General features: G+C 61.3%; 20 protein-coding genes. 9 read left to right on the top strand and 11 right to left on the bottom strand.

Annotation, left to right across the window (positions count from 1 at the left end):
• Window positions 1-30: 30 nt before the first annotated feature.
• Entirely contained in the window at window positions 31-786 is a 756-nt protein-coding gene (locus HX873_RS14560) for a spermidine synthase (RefSeq protein WP_102605070.1), read from the bottom strand.
• Between the two features lie 118 nt (window positions 787-904).
• Between HX873_RS14560 and HX873_RS14555 the strand changes: the two genes are divergently transcribed.
• Window positions 905-2,251 carry a class II 3-deoxy-7-phosphoheptulonate synthase gene (locus HX873_RS14555; protein WP_087693647.1) on the top strand — a complete coding sequence of 449 codons (1,347 nt, stop codon included), beginning with the start codon at window positions 905-907 and terminating at the stop codon, window positions 2,249-2,251.
• On the opposite strand, the gene HX873_RS14550 is transcribed toward HX873_RS14555, so the two are convergent.
• Together HX873_RS14550 and HX873_RS14545 are read right to left on the bottom strand one after the other, a co-directional pair.
• Complete coding sequence (locus tag HX873_RS14550) at window positions 2,231-3,460, bottom strand: winged helix-turn-helix domain-containing protein (RefSeq protein WP_177122836.1); 1,230 nt, start codon at window positions 3,458-3,460, stop codon at window positions 2,231-2,233. The genes HX873_RS14555 and HX873_RS14550 overlap by 21 nt on opposite strands.
• A 45-nt stretch (window positions 3,461-3,505) precedes the next feature.
• Window positions 3,506-3,712, bottom strand: a complete 207-nt coding sequence (locus HX873_RS14545; RefSeq protein WP_003218685.1) for a DUF1127 domain-containing protein — start codon at window positions 3,710-3,712, stop codon at window positions 3,506-3,508.
• Window positions 3,713-3,782: 70 nt separating this feature from the next.
• Between HX873_RS14545 and HX873_RS14540 the strand changes: the two genes are divergently transcribed.
• Window positions 3,783-4,664, top strand: coding sequence for a LysR family transcriptional regulator (locus HX873_RS14540; RefSeq protein WP_023659060.1), 882 nt, complete (start codon window positions 3,783-3,785; stop codon window positions 4,662-4,664).
• On the opposite strand, the gene HX873_RS14535 is transcribed toward HX873_RS14540, so the two are convergent.
• A complete protein-coding gene (locus HX873_RS14535; protein WP_102605071.1) occupies window positions 4,654-5,403 on the bottom strand; it encodes a sulfite exporter TauE/SafE family protein in 750 nt (249 codons plus the stop codon). The genes HX873_RS14540 and HX873_RS14535 overlap by 11 nt on opposite strands.
• Before the next feature lie 108 nt (window positions 5,404-5,511).
• Between HX873_RS14535 and HX873_RS14530 the strand changes: the two genes are divergently transcribed.
• The 4 genes from HX873_RS14530 to HX873_RS14515 all read left to right on the top strand — a co-directional run bounded on the left by HX873_RS14530 (window position 5,512) and on the right by HX873_RS14515 (window position 8,706).
• Window positions 5,512-6,462 carry a LysR family transcriptional regulator gene (locus HX873_RS14530; protein WP_008437773.1) on the top strand — a complete coding sequence of 317 codons (951 nt, stop codon included), beginning with the start codon at window positions 5,512-5,514 and terminating at the stop codon, window positions 6,460-6,462.
• A 77-nt stretch (window positions 6,463-6,539) separates the two neighbouring features.
• On the top strand, window positions 6,540-6,992 hold the full coding sequence (locus tag HX873_RS14525) for a MarR family winged helix-turn-helix transcriptional regulator (RefSeq protein ID WP_177122835.1): 453 nt from the start codon (window positions 6,540-6,542) through the stop codon (window positions 6,990-6,992).
• A gap of 252 nt (window positions 6,993-7,244) precedes the next feature.
• Entirely contained in the window at window positions 7,245-7,664 is a 420-nt protein-coding gene (locus HX873_RS14520) for an organic hydroperoxide resistance protein (RefSeq protein ID WP_003218695.1), read from the top strand.
• A 25-nt stretch (window positions 7,665-7,689) separates the two neighbouring features.
• Window positions 7,690-8,706 carry an alpha/beta hydrolase gene (locus HX873_RS14515; RefSeq protein WP_102368442.1) on the top strand — a complete coding sequence of 339 codons (1,017 nt, stop codon included), beginning with the start codon at window positions 7,690-7,692 and terminating at the stop codon, window positions 8,704-8,706.
• A gap of 67 nt (window positions 8,707-8,773) precedes the next feature.
• On the opposite strand, the gene HX873_RS14510 is transcribed toward HX873_RS14515, so the two are convergent.
• Window positions 8,774-9,346: an elongation factor P gene (locus HX873_RS14510; RefSeq protein WP_003218698.1), complete on the bottom strand. Its 573-nt coding sequence runs from the start codon at window positions 9,344-9,346 to the stop codon at window positions 8,774-8,776.
• Between the two features lie 49 nt (window positions 9,347-9,395).
• Window positions 9,396-10,529, bottom strand: a complete 1,134-nt coding sequence (gene earP, locus HX873_RS14505; protein ID WP_003218700.1) for an elongation factor P maturation arginine rhamnosyltransferase EarP — start codon at window positions 10,527-10,529, stop codon at window positions 9,396-9,398.
• 131 nt (window positions 10,530-10,660) lie between these two features.
• On the opposite strand from earP, the gene HX873_RS14500 reads away from it, so the two are divergent.
• Both HX873_RS14500 and HX873_RS14495 read left to right on the top strand, forming a co-directional pair.
• Window positions 10,661-11,029, top strand: a complete 369-nt coding sequence (locus HX873_RS14500) for a hypothetical protein (protein ID WP_003218702.1) — start codon at window positions 10,661-10,663, stop codon at window positions 11,027-11,029.
• 15 nt (window positions 11,030-11,044) lie between these two features.
• Window positions 11,045-11,527, top strand: a complete 483-nt coding sequence (locus HX873_RS14495) for a GreA/GreB family elongation factor (protein ID WP_003218705.1) — start codon at window positions 11,045-11,047, stop codon at window positions 11,525-11,527.
• A gap of 5 nt (window positions 11,528-11,532) precedes the next feature.
• Here the strand turns inward: HX873_RS14495 and cysB are convergent, their stop codons facing one another.
• The 5 genes from cysB to HX873_RS14470 form a co-directional block, all read right to left on the bottom strand.
• Window positions 11,533-12,507, bottom strand: a complete 975-nt coding sequence (gene cysB / locus HX873_RS14490) for an HTH-type transcriptional regulator CysB (protein ID WP_003218707.1) — start codon at window positions 12,505-12,507, stop codon at window positions 11,533-11,535.
• Window positions 12,508-12,611: 104 nt separating this feature from the next.
• Complete coding sequence (locus HX873_RS14485) at window positions 12,612-13,112, bottom strand: universal stress protein (RefSeq protein WP_003218709.1); 501 nt, start codon at window positions 13,110-13,112, stop codon at window positions 12,612-12,614.
• A 63-nt stretch (window positions 13,113-13,175) separates the two neighbouring features.
• Window positions 13,176-14,093, bottom strand: a complete 918-nt coding sequence (locus tag HX873_RS14480) for a 5'-nucleotidase (RefSeq protein WP_003218711.1) — start codon at window positions 14,091-14,093, stop codon at window positions 13,176-13,178.
• Between the two features lie 14 nt (window positions 14,094-14,107).
• Window positions 14,108-15,070: a putative 2-dehydropantoate 2-reductase gene (locus HX873_RS14475; RefSeq protein ID WP_008437763.1), complete on the bottom strand. Its 963-nt coding sequence runs from the start codon at window positions 15,068-15,070 to the stop codon at window positions 14,108-14,110.
• Window positions 15,067-15,459 carry a thioredoxin gene (locus HX873_RS14470; RefSeq protein WP_102605075.1) on the bottom strand — a complete coding sequence of 131 codons (393 nt, stop codon included), beginning with the start codon at window positions 15,457-15,459 and terminating at the stop codon, window positions 15,067-15,069. Before HX873_RS14470 ends, HX873_RS14475 begins: the two co-directional genes overlap by 4 nt.
• Here HX873_RS14470 and HX873_RS14465 point away from each other — a divergent pair.
• A complete protein-coding gene (locus HX873_RS14465; RefSeq protein ID WP_003218717.1) occupies window positions 15,458-15,892 on the top strand; it encodes a PilZ domain-containing protein in 435 nt (144 codons plus the stop codon). The genes HX873_RS14470 and HX873_RS14465 overlap by 2 nt on opposite strands.
• Window positions 15,893-15,929: the final 37 nt, after the last annotated feature.

Raw genomic sequence — 15,929 nt, 5'->3', positions numbered from 1 at the left:
GCAGCAACGGATATGTACACAATCAAAACCCTACGTAGCCGGCCGAATCGCCTTGATCAGCGACTGCAACGAATACCCCAACCGCGACGCCAACCCCTCAGCCCGCGCCGACAACGCCGCCACATCGAGCACCTGATCCAGATCCGCCGGCACCAGCAAAATCACATTCCCCTCCTTCACCGGCAACTCCCAATAATGCCGGTGATACAACCCACGCAACAACGCCGCCCCCAAAGGCTTCCCATCATCCGTAGCCCACTGATTAATCACCAACCACCCCCCCGGGTTCAGCTTCTTCTGGCAATTCTCCAGAAACGTCCAGGCCAGGTGCCCAACCCCAGGGCCAACATCCGTATACAGGTCGACAAAAATCAGGTCCGCCGACTCAGCCGAAGGCAGCAATTCCAACGCATCCCCAACGCGGATATACAGCCGAGGATCATCATCCAGCCCCAAGTACTCAATGGCCAGGCGCGGCACATCAGGCCGCAGTTCGATGGCCTCAACATCTTCCAAAGGCAGAAACTTCAGGCAAGCCTGGGTCAACGTCCCAGCGCCCAAGCCCAGGAACAACGCACTCTCCGGCTGCTCATGGCACAACGCCCCAATCAGCATCGCGCGGGTGTAGTCATACTCCAACCAGCTCGGGTCAGCAGTAAACACACAACTCTGCTCGATGGCATCGCCAAACTCGAGAAAGCGGTAATCGGCCACTTCCAGCACGCGGATCATGCCGAAGTCATCATGGACCTCGGCCAGCAGGCGCTCGACGCGCTCCTCAGACATTGCAACTCCTAACGGCGTGCCAACGGGAAAGCCGGGATTGTGGGCGAACCGGCGGCAGCAGGTCACGTACTAATTGCTGATAACATGACGGCCCGACCGCAAATCACTCGAGTTCATGATGAGCCAACCCTGGAGCCCCGACAGCTGGCGCGCCCTGCCGATCCAGCAACAACCCCAGTACCCTGACGCCGCGCATTTGTCGCAGGTCGAGCAAAACCTGGCGAGCTATCCGCCGCTGGTGTTTGCCGGTGAAGCCCGTGAGTTGCGCCGTCAGTTTGCCGAGGTGACCCAGGGTCGCGCCTTCCTGTTGCAAGGCGGCGATTGCGCCGAGAGTTTTGCCGAGTTCTCGGCGGCAAAAATCCGCGACACCTTCAAGGTGCTGCTGCAGATGGCGATTGTGATGACCTTCGCTGCCGGCTGCCCGGTGGTCAAGGTCGGGCGTATGGCGGGCCAGTTCGCCAAGCCGCGCTCTTCCAACGATGAAACCATCGACGGCATCACCCTGCCCGCCTACCGCGGCGATATCGTCAACGGTATCGGCTTCGACGAAAAAAGCCGCGTGCCCGATCCGGACCGCCTGCTGCAGTCCTACCACCAGTCCACCGCCACCCTGAACCTGCTGCGGGCGTTTGCCCAGGGCGGTTTTGCCGACCTGCACCAGGTGCACAAGTGGAACCTGGACTTCATCGCCAACTCCGCCCTGGCCGAGAAGTACAGCCAACTGGCCGACCGCATCGACGAAACCCTGGCCTTCATGCGTGCCTGTGGCATGGACAGCTCGCCGCAACTGCGCGAGACCAGTTTCTTCACCGCCCACGAAGCGCTGCTGCTCAACTACGAACAAGCCTTCGTGCGCCGCGACAGCCTGACCAACGACTATTACGACTGCTCGGCACACATGCTCTGGATCGGTGATCGCACCCGCCAACTTGACGGTGCCCACGTCGAATTCCTGCGCGGGGTGAACAACCCGATCGGGGTCAAGGTCGGCCCGAGCATGAACCCCGACGACCTGATCCGCCTGATCGACATCCTCAACCCGGACAACGACCCGGGCCGCCTGAACCTGATTGCGCGCATGGGTGCCAGCAAGGTCGGCGACCATCTGCCCAACCTGATCCGCGCGGTACAGCGCGAGGGCAAGCAGGTGCTGTGGAGTTCCGACCCGATGCACGGCAACACCATCAAGGCCAGCAGCGGCTACAAGACACGGGACTTCGCGCAGATTCTCAGTGAGGTGAAGGAGTTCTTCCAGGTGCATGAAGCCGAAGGCACTTACGCCGGCGGGATTCATATCGAGATGACCGGGCAGAACGTCACCGAGTGCATCGGTGGCGCGCGGCCGATTACTGAAGACGGGCTGTCGGACCGCTACCACACCCACTGCGACCCACGGATGAATGCCGATCAGTCGCTGGAATTGGCATTCCTGATCGCCGAGACGCTAAAACAGGTCAAGCGTTAAAAGCTCTACCCGCAACCGTGCCGCACTGGCCCGCTGGCAATTGAGCTGTATCTGCTCAAGCCCGAGCCAGTCGGCCATCTGCCGCAGATTCAGGGCCAGCGCGCGCATGCCCTCCTCGTCCAGCCCCGGCTCTTCCTCGTGAACGGCATACACCGCCAGGCGTCCGGCCGCCCGCTCCGCCCGCAGATCCACGCGCGCGGCAATCCGCTCGTTGTGCAGGAACGGCAGCACGTAGTAGCCATATACCCGCTTGTCCTGGGGCGTGTAGATCTCCAGCCGATAGCGGAAATCGAACAACCGCTCGGTACGGCTGCGCTCCCAGATCAGCGAATCAAAAGGCGATAACAGTGCGCTGGCAGGCACCTTGCGCGGGACTTTCGGCTCGGGCAGGCAATAAGCCGGCTGTTTCCAGCCCTGGACCTCGCAGGTGATCAATTGCCCATCCTCGACCAGCTCCGCCAGGCGCCCACGGCTGTCGGCCGGGTCCAGACGGAAGTAGTCGCGCAGGTCTTTTTCAGTGCCCACCCCCAGCGCCGTGGCGCTGTGCAGCAGCAAACCGCGTTGCGCCTCAGCCTCGTCCAAGGGGGGTTGCTGGAGAATGTCGGCCGGGATCACACGCTCCGGCAGGTCATACAAACGCTCAAAACCCCGCCTCCCGGCGACGGTCACCTGGCCGGCGGCGAACAACCATTCCAGCGCATGCTTTTCATCGCTCCAGTCCCACCACGGGCCGGCGCGCTCCTCGCGGGTCGACAAACTGCCCGCACCCAGGGCGCCTTGTTGTTCGACGATGCCCAGCACCCGGGCGATGGTGGCCTGCTGCTCGCGACCAAAACGCGCCATTTGCTGATAGATCCCCTGCCCCCGGGCCGCCCGTTCCATACGCCAGCGCATCAATGGGTACAGCGCCATTGGCAACAACGACGCCTCATGGCCCCAATATTCGAACAGCGAGCGGCGCCGCCCCGAACTCCAGGCGGCCTGTTCTAGAATCAACGGAGAGTAATGCCCCAGACGGGAAAACAGCGGCAGGTAGTGCGAACGCACCACCGCATTTACCGAATCAATCTGCAACACGCCCAAACGCTCAACCAGGCGATTGACCTGCGCCGCCTTGATCAACGCCGGCGGCTGGCGCCCGGAAAAACCCTGGGCGGCCAGCGCCAGGCGTCGCGCCTGCTTGAGGGAAAAGGACAGTTCTGCGGGCATGGGCATCTCCTTGTGTGCTCGCGAACCACCCTACTGCATCCCGAGTCATTTTCGCAGCGGGTCTTCCCAAAAATGCCGGCGGCTTTCCTGCTCGACATCGCCACGGTTGAGCCCGATGTCCTTGAGCGCCTCATCGCTCATGCTCATCAACAGCTGACGCTCACGGTGCACGGCCATCCACCGGGAACCCAGTTGAAGCAGCCCGGAAAACGGCCTCTTCGCCATCAGTACAAAGCCTCTTTGACCTTTCATCATCTCGCCCTCCAGTGGGGATGACTGAAGTCTGTGCCTGGCGCTATGATCAATCCAACGAATGTTTCTTATGCAATACATCTCGGAGATTGATCAATTGTCCAGCTACCCGAGTATCGACACCGAGGTGCTGCGCACCTTCGTCGCCATCGCTGATCAAGGGGGCTTTACCCGCGCCGGCGAGCAGGTCAACCGCACCCAGTCGGCGGTAAGCATGCAGATGAAGCGCCTGGAAGAAGATGTGTTGCAGCGCAAGTTGTTCGAGCGCGATGGCCGCCAGGTGCGGTTGACGCCCGAAGGCCAGGTGCTGCTCGGCTACGCGCGCCGGATCCTGAAGCTGCACAGCGAGGTGTTCAACACCCTGCGCGAGCCGCACATGGTCGGGTTGGTGCGCATCGGCACCCCGGACGATTACGTGATGCGCTACTTGCCGGGGATTCTCAAGCGCTTCTCCAAGGCTTACCCGCTGATCCAGATTGAAATGCACTGTGAGTCGTCGCCGGTGCTGATGCAGCGCCGGGACCTCGACCTGACCGTTATCAGCCGCGAACCGGGAAATGAAATCGGCGAACTGCTGCGCCATGAACGCATGGTGTGGGTGGCGGCGCCCTGCTTCTGCATGGATGAGCACAGCGCCCTGCCCCTGGCCATTTCCGGCCTCGACAGTTTTTGCACGCAGTGGGCACGCGCCGCGCTGGACGCCCAGGGGCAGGAGTACCGACTGGCGTATCACAGCTCCAACGGGGCCGCGATCCTCGCAGTGGTGGGTGCCGGCCTGGCCGTCACGATCAATATGGAAAGCCTGGTGACCGAAGACCTGCGCATATTGGGCACAGCGGACGGTTTTCCGCCGCTGCCGTCGGTCAACCTGCGGCTGTTGCGCAACCCGCGCACCACCTCGCCGATTACCGAATGCCTCGCCGAATACATCCTCGAAGGCTTCAAACTTTAAACGTCAGCATCACCGCACACACCGCCAGGAACCCGCAGAACAGCCCGCGTAACATGCGCTCCGGCATGGCGTGGGCGACTTTCACGCCCCAACTGATACTGAGCAAACCGCCGACGGCCAAAGGCACGCCGATCAGCCAGTCCACTTCGTGGTGCCAGGCGTAGGTCACCAGGGTCACGCTGGTGCTCGGCAGGGCCAGGGCCAGCGACAGCCCTTGGGCCACCACCTGGCTGGTGCCGAAGATGCTGGTCAGCACCGGCGTGGCAACCACTGCACCGCCTACCCCGAACAAGCCACCCATGGAGCCCGACGCCGCGCCCAACACCCCAAGCCACGGCCAGGAATAACGCATCTGCGCTGACGGCGGTGCATTGTGGGTAAACATTCGCAGCAGGTTGTAGGACGCCAATACCAGCAGAAACGCGATAAAACCCACCCGCATCACGTCAGCATCGATCCCCACCGCCCAGATCGAGCCCAGCCAGGCGAAGGAAAAACCCATCACGCCCAACGGCAGTGCATGACGCAATTCAATCCGGTTGCGCTGGTGATAACGCCACAACGCCAGCATCACATTCGGCACCACCATCACCAGGGCCGTGCCTTGGGCGATCTGCTGGTCGAGGCCGAAAAATACCCCCAGCACGGGAATGGCAATCAGCCCGCCGCCGATGCCGAACAAGCCACCGACCGTGCCCAACGCTACGCCCAGCATTAAATACAACGTTAAATCTGCCACCCGCTCGCTCCTGCTGTTCCCAGGCCTTGCATGCTACGCAGTCCGCTCTGGTGCGGAAACGCACAGCAACGCACAATGGCTGTGCCAATCTCGCACAAGCAGACGCTGATGAACCCCAATACATTGACCGATCAACTGAGCCTGTTTCTCGACGTACTGGAAGCCGGCAGCTTTTCCGCAGCCGCGCGCCGTCACCCGCTCACGCCCTCGGCCGTGGCGCGGCGCATCGACAGCCTGGAAAGCTCGGTGGGTAGCCGGCTGTTTCAACGCAGCACCCATGCGGTGGTGCCGACGCCCGCCGGCCTGGCGTTTGCCGAGCGCGCCCGGCGGATTGTCAGCGAACTGCAACTGGCGCGGGCCGAAGCGGTGTCGCTGAGTCATGCGCCTGAGGGGCTGATCCGCGTGGACGCACCGGCGGCTTTCGGCAGGCGGCATTTGGCGCCTGCCATCGCTGACTTTCTCAATGTCTATCCGGGACTGGACGTGCACCTGCACTTGATCGACAGCTTTGTCGACATGCAGGGCGAGCATCTGGGCAAGGTCGACCTGGTGCTGCGGGCCGGGCATATCGTCGACACCCGGCTGATTGCCACGCCACTGGCCAGCATTGTGCGCATCGCTTGCGCAAGCCCGGCCTACCTGAAAAGCCGTGGCACGCCGACCCATCCCAGCCAGTTAAGCGAGCATGACGGCCTGGATTGGGAAGGCCTGGCACCGATGTTCGCCTGGCGTTTTGAGCTCGATGGGCGCAAATCCACCTACCGCCCGCAGCGCATTCGCATGAGCGCCAATAACGCCGAAGCCCTGCTTTCAGGCGCGCTGGCCGGACTGGGTGTTGCGCATCTGCCCACCTGGCTCGCCAGTGAATACCTGGTGCGCGGTGAACTGGTCCCGCTGTTCTGCGAGAACGGCCTGCCGACGCCTGAAACCGCGGGTATCTATGCGCTACGCCTGGAGCAACACGCCAACGCCCGCAGCCGCTTGTTGCTGGAATACCTCAAGGCGCGCTTCAGCCCTGTGCCGCCCTGGGACCTGGCACTGCAAAGCGGCCTGGGTTGACCGGCCGGACAGAATTGTCTGGCGCGTTAAAGATTTGCCCGCTAGATTCGAAACCAGACACGTTTTAAGGCACTGCCATGACCAAGCCCCTCGATACCTGCGAATCCTTGCTGCTCGACAACCAACTGTGTTTTGCCCTGCATTCCACCTCGTTGTTGATGACCAAGGTCTACAAACCCCTGCTGCAAGCCCTCGGCCTGACCTATCCGCAGTACCTGGCCATGATGGTGCTCTGGGAAGAGGATGGCTTGACCGTAGGCGAAATCAGCAATCGCCTGCTGACGGATCCCGGCTCCCTGACGCCACTGCTCAAGCGCCTGGAAGCCGAAGGCCTGCTCAGCCGCACCCGCAGCCGCGAAGACGAGCGCGTGGTGGTGGTTGAATTGACCGAGGCCGGGCGCGCCCTGCGGGACAAAGCCATAAATATTCCACAGTGCATCCTGGGCGCCAGCGGGCTGGACATCGAGCAGTTGCGCAAGCTGCAGGGCGATTTACTGGCACTGCGAAAAAACCTGCAAGTCTCCCTCTAAAGGCACCACGCATCAAAAATGTGGGAGCGGGCTTGCTCGCGAATGCGGTGGATCAGTCAATGCATCTAGTGACTGTCACACCGCATTCGCGAGCAAGCCCGCTCCCACATTTGTTTGTGCAATGCCTGGCTATCAAAGCACACAAAATATTTTCCAAATATATCTTGCGCACTAACTATTAGCGCGATACATTCACCTCGCCACTTACTTAGCGCGCAAACATTTAGCGCAAACACTGACGAGGAAATCACCATGCAAGCTCTCTACACCGCAGTAGCCACCGCCACCGGCGGCCGTGATGGTCGTGCTGTTTCCAGCGACAACATCCTCGATGTAAAACTCTCCACGCCAAAAGAACTGGGCGGCGCGGGTGGCCAGGCCACCAACCCGGAACAACTGTTCGCCGCCGGTTACTCCGCCTGCTTCATCGGTGCCCTGAAATTCGTCGCCAGCCAGACCAAACGCAAAATCCCGGATGACGCTTCGATCACTGCCCACGTCGGCATCGGTCAAATCCCCGGCGGTTTCGGCCTGGACATCGACCTGCACGTCAGCTTGCCCGGCCTGGCCCAGGACGACGCGCAAAGCCTGGTCGACGCTGCGCACCAGGTCTGCCCTTACTCCAACGCCACCCGTGGCAACGTCGATGTACGCCTGCACGTAACCGTCTGACCCACGCGGTTTTTTGGAGAAGAACATGAACACATTTGGCAAAGTACTCACCGGCACCCTGCTCGCCTTCTCGATCACCAATGCCTTTGCGGCCAGCGGTGACGTGGAACACAACACCCAGGCGTTTCTCGATGTACTGAACGCCGGCACCGGCAAACCGATGGAGCAACTGACGCCCAGGGAAGCCCGTGCGGTGCTGACAGGCGCACAGTCAGGCGTGAAACTGACGCTGCCCAAGGCCGACGTGAGCCAGAAGACCATTCAGGTCGATGGCCAGCCGCTGAGCCTGACCATCGTGCGTCCGGCCGGGGTCAAGGGCACATTGCCGGTGTTCATGTTCTTCCACGGCGGTGGCTGGGTACTCGGGGATTTCCCGACCCACGAGCGCCTGGTGCGTGACCTGGTGGTGGGGTCCGGAGCGGCGGCGGTGTTCGTCAACTACACGCCATCACCTGAAGCGCACTACCCTGTGGCGATCAACCAGGCGTACGGGGCAACCAAGTGGGTGGCCGAACACGGCAGCGAGATCAACGTCGATGGCAAACGCCTGGCCGTCGCCGGCAACAGCGTCGGCGGCAACATGGCAGCGGTGGTCAGCCTGATGGCCAAGGACAGGGGCACTCCGTCAATCAAGTTCCAACTGCTGTTGTGGCCGGTGACCGACGCCAACTTCGACACCGGGTCCTACAACCAGTTTGCCGAAGGCCACTTCCTGACCCGCAACATGATGAAGTGGTTCTGGGACAACTACACCACCGACACCAACCAGCGCGCCGAGATCTATGCGTCGCCCCTGCGGGCAAGCACCGCGCAGCTCAAGGGTTTGCCACCTGCGTTGATTCAGACCGCAGGCTCGGACGTGCTGCGTGACGAAGGCGAAGCCTATGCCCGCAAGCTGGATGAAGCCGGTGTACCGGTGACCGCCGTGCGCTACAACGGCATGATCCATGACTACGGTTTGCTGAATGTCGTCAGCCAGGTACCGGAGGTTCGTTCGGCGCTGCTGCAGGCGTCCGAGGAGCTGAAGCAACACCTGAAGTAAAAACCGGCACCCACAAAAAAGCCCGACGCATGGTCGGGCTTTTTTTATCGTATCGGTGGCGCAAGAATTACTTCTTGGCGCGACCTTTGTACGAACCACCTTCACGGGTGTCGATCTCGATCAGGTCGTCGATTTCGATGAAATCGGCTACTTGCAGTTCGGTACCGTTAGCCAGCTTGGCAGGCTTCATCACCTTGCCCGAAGTGTCGCCGCGAGCGGAACCTTCGGTGTAGGCAACCTTACGCACGATAGTGGTCGGCAGCTCTACGGAAACCAGACGGTCTTCGAAGAAGATAGCTTCGCAGACGTCTTCCATGCCTTCTTCCACGAACGGCAGAACGGCTTCGATGTCTTCAGCGTTCAGCTCGTACATGGTGTAGTCGGTGGTGTCCATGAACGTGTAGGTGTCGCCGCTGATGAAGGACAGGGTCGCTTCTTTGCGGTCGAGGATCACGTCGTCCAGTTTGTCATCGGCGCTGTAGACGATCTCGGTCTTGTAACCGGTCAGCAGGTTCTTCAGCTTGGTCTTCATGATTGCGCTGTTACGACCAGACTTGGTGAACTCAGCTTTCTGAACCAGCCAAGGGTCGTTTTCGAGACGGATCACTGTACCGGGTTTCAGTTCTTTACCAGTTTTCATTGCGAATATCCGAAATTTGGATGGGATTTACAAAAATCAAGGTCGCGTATCATATCCAATTTACATAAAACTGTACCAGCGCCGTCGCAAGATCGGTCCGCGAGCCTTGTTCCAGAGCCCATTTCTCGGCGTTCGCGGTCACTTCCGGCCAGTGTTCCAGCAGCATTTTCCAGCAAAGTGCCATATCGCCATCAGCGTTCCAGGCCTGCCAAAGGCCGACCAACGCGACTTTCGCAGCCGGAGACAGACCTTCGGTATACAGCTCAAGGAACGCATCGAGCTTGTCCAGGTGAATGTCTTCGTCCTGGCGATAGATATGCCACAACAGTGGCCGCCCGGCCCATTGCGCCCGCACGAACGAGTCTTCGCCGCGCACGGCGTTGAAGTCGCAGCACCACAACAGTCGGTCGTATTGCTCTTGGCGCACAAACGGCAGCACTTGCACGGTCAACCCGTCGCGCCGGTGCACATCACCTACTTCCAATGACTCGACCCCCAGCCAGCCCTGCACATCTCCGAGGATCCGCCCTTCCGGCACCAGCAGATGAGTGGCGCGCCCATCGGCCGCCAGCACGTCGAGCCAACTGGCCAGCCCGGCGTTTTCATAGGCGAACAACGACATCATCCGCGCACCGTCCACCGGGAAAACCCCAAGCGCCTGCAGAAACTGCTGCCGGGCGGCGGCGTCTTGCTGGAAGGCATCGCGCTGTTCCAGCAGCCCCGCCTCACGCAATAAGCCGCCGGTGCCGGGACGGAATCCGGGAAAGAAGAAGTACTTTTGCACGCCCTTGAATTTCACCGAGGGCAAACCGTGGCAGCCGACCACCCAGTCTTCGGCGCTCAGGTAATCCAGGTTCATCCACAGCGGCGTGCGGTCGCGTGCGGCCATCGCCTCCATGTAGTCAGGCGGCAATTGACAGGCGAACGCAGCGATCACCACGTCTGCCGCGTCGGTCGCCGGCCAGTCGGAGGGCCAGTAGCGCACGTCGACGCCCTCTTGCCATTGCTGGTGCACCTGCACATCAATCTCGGGGCACATGCGTTCGAACGCCCGCAGGTCATCGACCCACAAGCGCACCGCACACCCTTGTTCCGCCACCAATTGCCGGGCCAGGCGCCAGGTCACGCCGATGTCGCCGTAGTTATCGACGACGCTGCAAAAAATATCCCAGCGGGCTTTCATTCCGGGCTCCAACGCTCAAAGGCTCGATTGTCCGTATAAATGCCTCGATACAGAAGGGTTGATCGCGATTATTCTGCGCGCGGCTGTGGGACAATCGGCGCCATGCCGCACGTGCCTGCCAGGAGGCCACCATGTCTGATCGTTCGTTCTCGCTGTTCAAGCTCAGTATCGCTGTGGCCTTCGGCCTGTGGCTGGGGTTTATCGCCATTGTGCTGAGCGTGTGGCTGGCTTCCCGCTACCTGCCCGAGCAAACCGTGGCGCCGGTGGCCCGAGTGGTGCAGCAACTGGGCAAGCCGGAGGTGGTTGCACCGGAGCCGCCGAACCGGATGTTCGAGCAGTACCAGGAGAACCTGCGCAAGCAGGAGCAACAGCAAACCCTGGACCAGGCCCGCAACAACCCGCGCAACCTGTCCAACCCCAAATGCCAGTTCTGGCTGCAACAGGACCAGAACGCCCCCAACGACAAGAGCCGGGCCAACGTCCTGCAATTTTGCGATTGATCACGAAAGCCGCCCATGAATAAACACGCCGTTCACCAGTTGGTTTTGGACAAGCTCGCGGTCGATCTCGATATCGCCCAGCGCGCCGCGCAAACCGCGTACGAAACCGCGACCCACGAAGAAAACATCGCCGAGAACAAGTACGACACCCTGGGCCTGGAGGCTTCTTACCTGGCAGCCGGCCAGGCCCGACGCGTCGAGGAGATCCGGCAGGCGCTGACGCTCTGCCAGAACATGCAACTGCGGGCCTACGATGACCAGCGCGGCATCGAAGTGGGCGCATTACTGGGGTTGGCAGATGAAAACGATCGCCAGCAGTGGCTATTCCTGGCGCCGGACGGCGCAGGCTTGAAGGTCGATGTGGTGGGGCAACCGGTGACCGTCATCACCCCACGCTCGCCCTTGGGCAAAAGCCTGTTGGGCAAGTTCGAAGGGGATGAGGTGGAGATTCTGGTGGGGGGCGCTCGGCAACAGTTTGCTGTTACCGAGGTGAAGTAAGCCGATCAGTGAACCGGTAGTTCTACGCCGTCGAACAGCTCTTCCAGTTCCTGCTTGTTGTGGCACTGGATGGCCTTGGCCATCACTTCGCGCGTCAGGTGCGGCGCGAATTTTTCAATGAAGTCGCACATGAAACCACGCAGGAAGGTGCCACGACGGAAGCCGATCTTGGTCACGCTGGACTCGAACAGCTCGCTGGCATCGAGCACCACCAGGTCGTTGTCGAGCTTGGTGTCGACCGCCATCTTGGCGACGATACCGACACCCAGGCCCAGGCGCACATAAGTCTTGATGACGTCGGCGTCAGCCGCGGTGAACACCACTTTCGGCGTCAGGCCGCGATGGCTGAAGGCTTCGTCGAGTTTCGAACGGCCGGTGAAACCGAACACGTAAGTCACGATCGGGTATTCAGCCAGGGCTTCCAGGGTCAGCTTCGGCAGCTTGGCCAATGGGTGGCCTTGTGGGACCACGACGCAACGGTTCCAGCGGTAGCACGGCATCATCACCAGGTCGCCGAACAATTCCAGCGCTTCGGTGGCAATCGCGAAATCGACGGTGCCGTCGGCGGCCATCTCGGCGATCTGCATCGGCGAGCCCTGGTGCATGTGCAAGGCCACGTCCGGGTACTGCTTGATAAAGCTGCTGATCACCGGCGGCAGCGCATAACGCGCCTGGGTGTGGGTGGTGGCGATCGACAGGGTGCCCTTTTTCTCGTTGGAGAATTCCTGGGCGATCTGCTTGATGCTTTCGACCTTGCGCAGGATCTCGCCGGCGGTGGTGATGATGCGCTCACCGGCCGGGGTGACACGGGTCAGGTGCTTGCCGCTGCGTGCGAACACTTCAACGCCCAACTCATCTTCGAGCAGGCGGATCTGCTTGCTGATACCGGGTTGCGAGGTGTAAAGGCTTTGAGCAGTAGCGGAAACGTTGAGGTCGTGGTGCGCCACTTCCCAGATGTAGCGCAGTTGTTGAAGCTTCATATGTGTCCCTCAAAGCGGATAGACGCCACGGGTATCAGCGACGGTATATAACTATATTAAAGGTTAGACGGATAAATCTAGAACTTTTTATCGTTTTCTACCAATCACACGTCGTCACTGCGTCGACGCTGCAACAGCGGCACCAGGTACACCGGCACCTGGGACAGCTGCAGCACCCGTGCGGCGGTTCTCCCCAGAGGTGTTGCCACCCCGACCGCCTGGCTGTGACTACCTACGATCAACAAATCCACAGAGAGTTTCTGCGACTGGTCGAGAATCACTTCACAAGGATCACCCTGGATCACCCGCACCGAACGGATCAACTTGAGGTCCTGCTCCCCGTCCCCCAGCTCCTCGCGAAAACTGTCGAGCACCCGTTGCTCGATGGTCGCCATCACCGTCGTCAGGCCCTGGCTTTGCCATTCACTCAAGGCCTTCTCATCAAGGTAGCTCTGCAACACCGATTCGGCGAACAGCCCGATGGGCTCGACCACGTGAATCACATACAGATCAGCCTTGAACGTTCGCGCCAGCGCCAGGGCATGTTGCATCACATAGGGGGCATACAGACCGAGGTCAGTGGCGTACAGCATCGAACGAATCATAGAACCTCCTGGGCAGCCAGGATGGCGGGGATTGATTCAGCTTAGCAGCGCCTTTGGCAGTGCTCAGCCCTCGGTCTGAATTTTCAACTCGTTACTGATGCCATGGGGGACGTGACCGGTGGCCACGAACTCCCGGGCCTTCTCGCAATGCCCTTCCTGGTCATCGAAAAACACATCGGCGGCGAAGGCTTCGAGGAACGCCGACTTCTCCAGGCCACCAAGAAACAGCGACTCGTCGAGACGGATATCCCACTCGCGCAGCGTGCGAATCACCCGCTCGTGGGAAGGCGCCGAACGGGCGGTCACCAGCGCAGTGCGGATGGGGCAGGACTCGTCGGGGAACTCGCGCTGCAACAGGTTGAGTGCCGCCAGGAAGCCCTTGAATGGGCCGCCGCGCAACGGCTCGCGGGCGGATTCGCGCTCGCTGGCCTGGAAGGCTTCAAGGCCGCCCGACTGATAAACGCGCTCGGACTCGTCGGAAAACAGCACCGCGTCGCCATCGAAGGCGATCCGCAATTCAGCACTGGAGGCCCGACCTGCGCCGCCCGACAGAATCGTCGCTGCGGCAAACCCGGCATCCAGGGCGCTGCGCACATCCTCGGCATGGGTGGACAGAAACAAGTGGCAGCCAAACGCCGCCAGATAAGGATAAGGGCTGCGCCCGCCGACAAACGCCGCGCGGGAGATGTCGAGCCCGTAATGCTGGATCGAATTGAATACACGCAAGCCGGTGTCGGCACTGTTGCGCGACACCAGCACCACCTCGACCCGGGCGCGGCCGAGGCTGGCGTTGAGGCTCAGGAGTTTCTTCACCAGCGGGAAGGCGTCACCGGGCTCGAGGGTTTCTTCCTCGTGGTCGATCTGGTACTTGCGGTACGCCTCGACGCCTTGGGCCAGGTAGACCTTGTGGCTCTCGCTCAGGTCGAACAGCGCTCGCGAGGAAATCGCCAGCACCAGTTTGTCGCCCAATCCCTTCGCCATGGTGTTCCCCCCAATCAGCGGTTATGCCGATCCATAAAACTCAAGGCCTGATACAGCGCCTGCATGCGTGGCAATTCACAACCCGCCGCGTTGGCCGCGGCCAAGGGGCGCGCGTAGATCGCCGCCAGTTCCAGCGGGCGCTTGTGCACGTAATCGTGATACATGCTGGGCAAGTAGTCATCCATGCTCTCGGTCATGGTGAACATCTGCCCGGCGTAACTGGCGGGAATCTCATGCCCGCAGGCGTGGGCGCCCTGCACCACTTCGGCCATCAGCGCCTGGATCAGTTCGCGGCTGGACTCATCCGCCATCATCGCCGTGGTGCCCGTGCCGAACAATACCGAGAGGCCGTTGTAAGGCACGTTCCACACCAGTTTATGCCAGCGCGCCTGGTGCACATTGGCCATGGCCTGGGAGTCGATACCGGCCTGGTGAAACAGCGCGGCGCCTTCCTCGACGATGGCTTGCCGACCGCTGTCATCGTTGGCCGCGGGGCCACTGTGGTAACCCAGGTTGACCCGGCCCAGCGCCTGATGCTCGACGATCCCGGGACCGGAACGGTGCACGCCGATGTAGCACAGGCCACCCAGCAGGTGCAGCGACGGCGGCAGGTGTTCACGCAGGCTGTCCTCTACGTCGAGGCCATTTTGCAACAGGATTATCCTGGCGTCCGGGGCGGCAACTTGAGCGATGGTCGGGGCCAGTTCGACATTCCCGGTCGATTTGGTGCCCACCAGCAGCCAGTCGCACGGCGGCATGTCGGCGGCGCGGGCATAAGCCTGTACCGGGTGAAGGTGCACGGTTCCGTGGATCGTGCTGTTGAGTTGCAGGCCGCGCTCGCTGACCGCCGCGTACTCGCTGCGCAGCAGGAAATGCACATCGAAGCCGGCGCGCGCGAGCATCACACCGTAGTAGCCACCAATGGCCCCGGTGCCGATGATCCCGATCCGTGGCGACTGTTTTGTTACTTCGGTCATGGCAACTCCTCTGGTATTCGTTTGAGCGCCTGCTGCACACCTTGAGTCAGGTCGCTGGCGGTCAGACGCGTCAGTGACGCTAATATTCCATGGAATTTCCCGTTACACACCACAAACAACGCTGGCAGGTGAAAGATCTCGTAGCGCTCCACTGCCCCGCCATTGTGACCCGCATCTACCCAGCACACCCGGTCCACCGGCAAGTCCCACCCCGGCAGTTGCTGGTGCAGGAAGCGGCAACGCGAGCAGCCGTCACCGGTAAACACCACCAGCGACGTGCCGGGAAGCCCCAGTAATTGCTGGTCGATATCCAGGTCGGTAAGTTGCAGTTCTTTCACTATACTGCTGCCACCGCCGTCAACTGGACGGTGCTCGGAGTCCGTGTGCATGGGTCGTTTCTTTCCTCACCCTGATGATGTCGCTGTCGAAATAACCCAACGCCCCATTTCCGGCATTTCCCGCCAACGGCTGCACACTATCGGCCTGGGCGGCGTCGCATGCAATTGCCCGCGCGCCTGGCGCCAGGGCGCGGCCATCGAGTTGCACATCCCCTCACTGGGCCAGACGGCCCGCTATCCGGGCTATGTGGCATGGTGCCGCAAGGCCGAAAACGGCTACCGCGTCGACATTGCCTTTACCGATGAGCAGGCCTTGTTCGGTGCGCGGATGGGTGAGCAAGTGTGCCAGATCGAACGGTACTGCCGCCTCCACGAAGGCGTCGAGCCCACACCCGGACAGAGCGAAGCGCTGGCCCGGGAATGGGTCACGCGCCATGCCGGCGAGTTCTCCCATGAGGCTTTTGTGCTGCCAGCGCTGGATTAAAGCGGACGTTGCCCATTGTCTCGCAGCCTTGTAACGC

It is taken from the genome of Pseudomonas sp. P7758 (assembly GCF_013386485.1).
GTDB lineage: Bacteria > Pseudomonadota > Gammaproteobacteria > Pseudomonadales > Pseudomonadaceae > Aquipseudomonas.
This window is presented reverse-complemented; position numbering and strand designations above follow the sequence as displayed.

Bases quoted from the DNA above. Each gene is read 5' to 3' on its own strand.
- HX873_RS14560 (WP_102605070.1), bottom strand. From the start codon at position 786: ATGTCTGAGGAGCGCGTCGAGCGCCTGCTGGCCGAGGTCCATGATGAC.
- HX873_RS14555 (WP_087693647.1), top strand. From the start codon at position 905: ATGAGCCAACCCTGGAGCCCCGACAGCTGGCGCGCCCTGCCGATCCAG.
- HX873_RS14550 (WP_177122836.1), bottom strand. From the start codon at position 3,460: ATGCCCGCAGAACTGTCCTTTTCCCTCAAGCAGGCGCGACGCCTGGCG.
- HX873_RS14545 (WP_003218685.1), bottom strand. From the start codon at position 3,712: ATGAAAGGTCAAAGAGGCTTTGTACTGATGGCGAAGAGGCCGTTTTCC.
- HX873_RS14540 (WP_023659060.1), top strand. From the start codon at position 3,783: ATGCAATACATCTCGGAGATTGATCAATTGTCCAGCTACCCGAGTATC.
- HX873_RS14530 (WP_008437773.1), top strand. From the start codon at position 5,512: ATGAACCCCAATACATTGACCGATCAACTGAGCCTGTTTCTCGACGTA.
- HX873_RS14525 (WP_177122835.1), top strand. From the start codon at position 6,540: ATGACCAAGCCCCTCGATACCTGCGAATCCTTGCTGCTCGACAACCAA.
- HX873_RS14520 (WP_003218695.1), top strand. From the start codon at position 7,245: ATGCAAGCTCTCTACACCGCAGTAGCCACCGCCACCGGCGGCCGTGAT.
- HX873_RS14515 (WP_102368442.1), top strand. From the start codon at position 7,690: ATGAACACATTTGGCAAAGTACTCACCGGCACCCTGCTCGCCTTCTCG.
- HX873_RS14510 (WP_003218698.1), bottom strand. From the start codon at position 9,346: ATGAAAACTGGTAAAGAACTGAAACCCGGTACAGTGATCCGTCTCGAA.
- earP (WP_003218700.1), bottom strand. From the start codon at position 10,529: ATGAAAGCCCGCTGGGATATTTTTTGCAGCGTCGTCGATAACTACGGC.
- HX873_RS14500 (WP_003218702.1), top strand. From the start codon at position 10,661: ATGTCTGATCGTTCGTTCTCGCTGTTCAAGCTCAGTATCGCTGTGGCC.
- HX873_RS14495 (WP_003218705.1), top strand. From the start codon at position 11,045: ATGAATAAACACGCCGTTCACCAGTTGGTTTTGGACAAGCTCGCGGTC.
- cysB (WP_003218707.1), bottom strand. From the start codon at position 12,507: ATGAAGCTTCAACAACTGCGCTACATCTGGGAAGTGGCGCACCACGAC.
- HX873_RS14485 (WP_003218709.1), bottom strand. From the start codon at position 13,112: ATGATTCGTTCGATGCTGTACGCCACTGACCTCGGTCTGTATGCCCCC.
- HX873_RS14480 (WP_003218711.1), bottom strand. From the start codon at position 14,093: ATGGCGAAGGGATTGGGCGACAAACTGGTGCTGGCGATTTCCTCGCGA.
- HX873_RS14475 (WP_008437763.1), bottom strand. From the start codon at position 15,070: ATGACCGAAGTAACAAAACAGTCGCCACGGATCGGGATCATCGGCACC.
- HX873_RS14465 (WP_003218717.1), top strand. From the start codon at position 15,458: ATGGGTCGTTTCTTTCCTCACCCTGATGATGTCGCTGTCGAAATAACC.
- HX873_RS14470 (WP_102605075.1), bottom strand. From the start codon at position 15,459: ATGCACACGGACTCCGAGCACCGTCCAGTTGACGGCGGTGGCAGCAGT.